Here is a 3,987-nt window from a genome sequence, read left to right on the forward strand (position 1 = left end):
TATCGAGGAACTCCAGGAAGTCGTTACAGGCCAACCCTTCATTGCCGGCTACCGTTTCCACAGCTACGGGTTTCCCTTCGACCAGTATCTTTTGCGATGCCTTGTCGTAGCGGGCACGCTGTGTATGCAGCGTCTTACAGTTGGCGATCGGGTAATAGACCTTGCCTGTCGGCCGGTCTTCCAGATATACGATGCGCAGGCTATAGTTTCCCGTAGCCAGCTTCCGGCAGGCGTCTTCCCAAAAGATAACCCCGCTCTTGAGGGCATGGATCTTCATCGGTGGGAGGATACCCTTGATCTTACTGGCAAAATGTGTGTCTTCCCCATACCTGCTATGCCAGGTAGGAAAAGTATCGGGTACGGAAAGAAGGATCTGCTTTTCCATGCCCAGCAGCCTTCTCAGCTTGTTAAGTAGCATTTTGTGCTTCGTTTTTTGTTTATATTATTTGCTTTTTTCTCTCTTTTTTCGCTGTTTGCTAATGAAAGAATCCTGCGGAAAGCTCCCCGCAGGATAAAACCCTTTTTTGCAATAGGGTCGCTAACATCTAAAAACTACAGTAAGAGCGCATTAACTCCTACCTAAGCCTCCACACAGTCTGAAACTCCCGGGTTTGCTGTCTTTCGTTGCCCGTATATATGATTATAAACGGCATATTTACAGGCTGTTATCACCAAGGCCAGTTTTCGAGGGTGGTGGCAACTCTACAGGGGTAGGAGGCTGCTACCCCTTAAGGTGGACGGCGCGTCTGCTTATTATGGGTTATTGTGTATCTTTCGAACGTTTTGTTTTATCTTATTAGTAAGGTGCTACGCGCCAACCAGCTGATATTGTTGTGGTCGTCGTGGCGTGTATAATCATATGCGCAGAGCCAGCGGTACTGTTCGTACCGCTGAAGGTTACAGGTCCGGTGTAGAGGAACATGCCAGTTATCCCCGTTCTCCCGGTGCTAGAAACGCTATAAGTGCTTACCACTCCTGTCCCAGACACTATCGCGGTGATAGTGCCGCTTAAAGCACTCGTGTTGCTGATTATAGCGCTGGACCCTGCCGCAACTATCTGTCCGGTTATGTCTGAAGACTTAGGCGTCTGCCACGTCGGCGCCGCTCCAGCCCCGGTCGAAGTGAGCACCTGCCCGGCCGTGCTACCCGTACCGATCAATTTTCCTTGCGTAATTGTAGTATTAGCTATGTCTGCGTTTACTATCGAAGCGTCAACTATTTTTGATGAGTTCACACTGTTCGCCGCAAGGTCAGCCAGGGCGACCGTCCCGTCCTGTATTTTAGCACTGTTAACTGCGTTGTTGGCCAGGTCAGCATTAGCGACAGCCCCGTCCACAATCTTAACAGAGGTTACAGAATTGTCAGCCAGCTTTGCAGTGGTCACGGCGTTGTTCGCCAGGTCAACTGTAGCCACAGCCCCGTCAGCTATCTTAGCGCTGGTGACAGCATTGTTGGCAATGGTGGTTGCGTTGCTGTTAGCCGGAGCGGTGACGTCCCCGGTGAGGGCGGCACGCTGAACCTGTGTTCCATTGATGGTGTTCGTTGTCGAGTTCGTCAGGTTCTGTGCATCTGCTGCTGGCGCCCATGCGGTGCCGTTAAACTTAAGCACCTGCCCGTTTGTCGCACCCATGGCGTTCAGGTCGGCTGCCACTATAGATGCATTAACGATTTTCGCGCTATTTACGCTGTTATCAGCCAGATCAGCCAGTGCGACCGTTCCATCCTGTATTTTAGCGCTGTTAACGGCATTGTTGGCCAGGTCAGCGTTAGCGACAGCCCCGTCCACAATCTTAACAGAGGTAACAGAATTGTCAGCCAGCTTTGCTGTGGTCACGGCATTGTTCGCCAGGTCAACTGTAGCTACAGCCGCGTCAGCTATCTTAGCACTATTGACAGCGCCGTCCGCCAGCTTGACAGTTGTTACCCCTGCATCGTTCAGGCTGATCGCGTTAGCTGCCGATACAGCGATGGGAGCGGTTCCGGTATAGGTGGTGTTGGTATCGGTTGCCAATACCCAGGCCGTGCCGTTCCATTTAAGCACCTGCCCGTTGGCTGTCCCGGTTATCAGGCCTATATTGTTGCCGGTTACCGTTACAGGGCTGCTGCCTACATACGCAGTACCACCCGCCCCGGCAAAGGTGACCCATTGGGTGCCGTCCCAGTTGTAAGGGCCGGCGGAGAAGCCGCCTGTAGAGGTCAGGTTATAGACAGTCAATCCGGTAAGCAGTGTCTTGACATCGTCGGATTGGTCGGTTCCGCCGAAAAACAGTGCGACTGAGTTCTCAGCCTCCAGTTGGACACGCGGCAGCACCAGCCCGCCGGTGGTGCTGGTTACATTATTGACGTCGGCAGCCTGGCTCTTTAAATCGAGGATGGCTCCTTTTACAGGCTCCGCATTCGAGCCGATGGTCACTTGTGCGTTGCTGCCGGCTGCCACCAGCAGCCAAATCAGCAATAGGTAAAATTTACGTTTCATATCATATATTTATTAATTATTGTATTATTTCGTTTTCTTTGTTTGTTCCCGGTTAAATAATCACCGGGTTTGTGCCATAAGTTGTTGCAAAGGATTATTGTCCGGCTCCGTCCGCAAGCTGGCTGACACGCAGCCACGTTTCACCGCTCCACACATAGACCCCGGCCGGCAGAGTTTTTTTGCCCTGTCCATCGCTGCTGCCTGTATGATAGACCAGCAGGCCCACCAGCGATTCCTTCTTTTTGGCGAAGTCCGTGTCGGTTTCTTCCGCATAGGGACTCAGGCTTTTGGCGCCGGACAGCTCCAGCTTCGGCAGGATAAGCCCGCCCATGGCATTCAGCGGCAGGGACGCCGTCCGCACTTTTTTTATGCTGTCGCTTTTTTCCCTTGCAGGCTCCTGTGCCTGCGGAAGCCGTTCGCCTTTGACGTCCAACAGGCAGGCGCACCGTGCAGGTGCTATACTGAACAGGCAGGCCAGCAGGGCCAGGATGATTGTAGATAGTCTCTTTATATGCCTCATGATTTTCTGTTGTTTGTTGTTTTAATCCTGTATTATTGCGTTAATGGTATTTGTATGGTTAATAATAAAAGGGGTCGGAGACTATTCCCGCAAGCCGCCAACCCCAGAAGTCCGGGGACAGATTGATAAAACCATCCCGGACTCCTGTAGTGTCGCAAAGCTTGTGTAAAATAGTATCACATTGAAAATATGTAGTTTTGCCCGGTCCGTGCCGGGTGGTTGGGAGTCTTATCCATAGAGGGATATGTAACAGGTTTTGTCCTGTGGTAAGACCTGTAAAAGCAGTCTTGATATAACAATAGGATTGCCGGACTTTTCCCAAGCCTATGACAATCCTATCGAAGACAAAACGCTTATCTGCCTTCACAAACTTAACACTAATTAAATAAAACGCTTCCGGCGCCGGTTGGCCGGCAAACTTTGTGCTGAATCCTAATCTGTATTTCGTAAACATTTCATTGCCTTGTTTGTATTTTTGTAAACCCTGTTGACTGTATAGCCCTTATTACCGGTGGATTATGCCTGCTCCACTATCTTCATCAGCTTTTGTCACATCTGCTCCCGCTTTCATGTATAATAATATATAGTGCCGTTTTTTTACCTGATAATTTTACTGTTGCCTGATGAAAAAGCAGCCGGTGACAACGGTAAGACAAAAGACAATAAGACCTTAAAGCGTCTTTCGCAAGGGACCGTAAGGAGATTGAAGACAAATTTGTGATAAAGACAAATCGTTGCCACCTGCTGCGCCCCTCGTTCAGGGAGAATCTAAACAACCCGCCAGTAGCGGTATCCTATAAAACACTATATGTATTTTCATTCCTGTTTATGTTGACAGCGCCTCTCCCGCCACTGTTCACTAATGTCCGTCCCGCCGTCCGTTCCCCTACGGGTTGGTTTTGAATCTCTTGCCGCATCCCTGTTAGAGGATGCAGGGTCAGACGGCCTGGCGGGCATCGGAAAAGAATTAATGCATGTCCTGTTGTTAATG

At 50.4% G+C, this 3,987-nt stretch carries 5 protein-coding genes; all 5 read right to left on the reverse strand.

Annotation, left to right across the window (positions count from 1 at the left end; genetic code table 11):
- A partial coding sequence (locus tag ACFO6W_RS26420; RefSeq protein ID WP_380002181.1) for a hypothetical protein occupies nucleotides 1–418 on the reverse strand: 418 nt, incomplete at its 3' end.
- Between the two features lie 378 nt (nucleotides 419–796).
- Nucleotides 797–2,476 carry a beta strand repeat-containing protein gene (locus tag ACFO6W_RS26425; protein WP_380002183.1) on the reverse strand — a complete coding sequence of 560 codons (1,680 nt, stop codon included), beginning with the start codon at nucleotides 2,474–2,476 and terminating at the stop codon, nucleotides 797–799.
- A 94-nt stretch (nucleotides 2,477–2,570) separates the two neighbouring features.
- On the reverse strand, nucleotides 2,571–2,996 hold the full coding sequence (locus ACFO6W_RS26430) for a hypothetical protein (protein WP_380002185.1): 426 nt from the start codon (nucleotides 2,994–2,996) through the stop codon (nucleotides 2,571–2,573).
- A 58-nt stretch (nucleotides 2,997–3,054) separates the two neighbouring features.
- Nucleotides 3,055–3,450, reverse strand: a complete 396-nt coding sequence (locus ACFO6W_RS26435; protein ID WP_380002186.1) for a hypothetical protein — start codon at nucleotides 3,448–3,450, stop codon at nucleotides 3,055–3,057.
- 340 nt (nucleotides 3,451–3,790) lie between these two features.
- Nucleotides 3,791–3,987 (reverse strand): hypothetical protein (locus ACFO6W_RS26440; RefSeq protein ID WP_380002188.1); only part of this gene is annotated, 197 nt, incomplete at its 5' end.

This window comes from Dysgonomonas termitidis, assembly GCF_042654545.1.
GTDB lineage: Bacteria > Bacteroidota > Bacteroidia > Bacteroidales > Dysgonomonadaceae > Dysgonomonas > Dysgonomonas termitidis.